The organism is Salinimicrobium marinum (assembly GCF_014651535.1).
In the GTDB taxonomy this organism is placed as follows: Bacteria; Bacteroidota; Bacteroidia; order Flavobacteriales; family Flavobacteriaceae; genus Salinimicrobium; species Salinimicrobium marinum.
Genome location: NZ_BMXB01000037.1, coordinates 1 through 2,099, shown reverse-complemented (window position 1 = coordinate 2,099; position 2,099 = coordinate 1). Strand labels below are relative to the sequence as shown.

Genomic DNA, 2,099 nt, shown 5'->3' with positions numbered 1-2,099 from the left:
CATCATTTCCGACTAAAGTTCCGGAAGTGATCTGGTAAGTAAGTACAGGATCTATCTCTCCGTAAATTTTGGATTTTGCATCAGCAGATACGGTGATTGCAGCTTCTTTAATGGTAAGGTCTGCTGTGTTATAGGTAAGGTCATAGTTACTGCTCAATGCCAATGAACCCAATTGGATTTCATAGGTTCCAACATCCTCCCCAGCCTCACGACTTAAGGAACCAGTAAAATCATCATTTCCGACTAAAGCCCCGGAAGTGATCTTGTACGTCAATGCAGGATCTGCTTCTCCATAGACTTTGGATTTTGCATCAGCAGTTACAGTGATTGCAGCTTCCTTGATGGTAAAGTCTGCATTGTTATAGGTTAAGTCATAATTGCTACTCAATGCCAATGAACCCAATTGGATTTCATAGGTTCCAACATCTTCTCCCACTTCACGTGTCAACAAACCAGTGAAACCNGAAGTGATCTGGTAAGTAAGTGCAGGATCTGCCTCTCCATAAACTTTTAACTTAGCATCAGCAGATACGGTGATTGCAGCTTCTTTAATGGTAAGGTCTGCATTGTTATAGATAAGATCATAGTTGCTGCTCAAGGACAAGGATCCCTGTTGGATTTCATAGGTTCCAACATCTTCCCCAGCCTCACGACTTAAGGAACCAATGAAACTATCATTTCCTACCAAGGCCCCAGAAGTGATCTGGTAAGTAAGTGCAGGATCTGCCTCTCCATAAACTTTTAACTTAGCATCAGCAGATACGGTGATTGCAGCTTCTTTAATGGTAAGGTCTGCATTGTTATAGATAAGGTCATAGTTGCTGCTCAAAGCCAATGATCCCTGTTGGATTTCATAGGTTCCAACATCTTCTCCAGTCTCACGAGTAAGTGACCCGGTAAATGAATCGCCTCCTACTAAAGCACCAGACGTGATTTGGTACGTTAATGCAGGATCTGCCTCTCCATAGACTTTGGATTTTGCATCAGCAGTTACGGTGATCGCAGCTTCTTTGATGGTAAAATCCGCTGTTTGATAAATAAGGTCATAGTTACTGCTCAAAGCCAATGATCCCTGTTGGATTGCATAAGTTCCAACATCTTCCCCTACCTCTCGTGTCAACGAACCGGTAAAATCATCATTTCCTACTAAAGTTCCGGAAGTGATCTGGTAAGTAAGTGCAGGATCTGCCTCTCCATAAACTTTTAACTTAGCATCAGCAGTTATGGTGATTAAAGCTTCCTTGATAGTCAGGTCCCCTGTTTGATAAGTAAGATCATAGTTACTACTCAATGCCAATGATCCCTGTTGGATTGCATAAGTTCCAACATCTTCTCCCACTTCACGCATCAACGAACCGGTAAAATCATCATTTCCTACTAATGTTCCGGAAGTGATCTGGTAAGTAAGTACAGGATCTGCCTCTCCGTAAATTTTGGATTTTCCATCAGCAGTTATGGTGATTGAAGCTTCTTTAATGGTAAGATCGGCTGTGTTATACGTAAGGTCATAGTTACTGCTCAATGCCAATGATCCCTGCTCAATTGCATAAGTCCCCACATCTTCTCCCACTTCACGTGTCAACGAACCGGTAAATTCATCATTACCTATTAAAGTTCCAGAAATGATTTGATAGGTAAGTGCAGGATCTGCCTCTCCGTAAGTTTTGGATTTTGCATCACCAGTTACGGTGATTGAAGCTTCTTTAATTGTAAGGTCAGCATCGTTATAAGTAAGATCATAGTTGCTGCTCAACGCCAATGAACCCAATTGGATTTCATAGGTTCCAACATCTTCCCCAGCCTCACGACTTAAGGAACCAGTGAAACTATCATTTCCTACTAAAGCACCGGAAGTGATCTGGTAGGTAAGTGCAGGATCTGCTTCTCCATAAACTTTGGATTTTGCATCAGCAGATACGGTGATTGCAGCTTCCTTGATGATAAGGTCAGCATCGTTATAAGTAAGATCATAGTTGCTGCTCAACGCCAATGAACCCTGCTCAATTGCATAAGCACCAACATCTTCTCCCACTTCACGTGTCAACGAACCAGTAAAACTATCATTCCCTACTAAAGCTCCGGAAGTGATCTGGTACGTA

At 42.2% G+C, this 2,099-nt stretch carries 1 protein-coding gene; it reads right to left on the bottom strand.

All coding sequences use genetic code 11. From position 1 onward, the window contains the following. Positions 1-2,032 (bottom strand): MBG domain-containing protein (locus IE056_RS18220; RefSeq protein ID WP_444544492.1); only part of this gene is annotated, 2,032 nt, incomplete at its 3' end. Between the last annotated feature and the right edge of the window lie 67 nt (positions 2,033-2,099).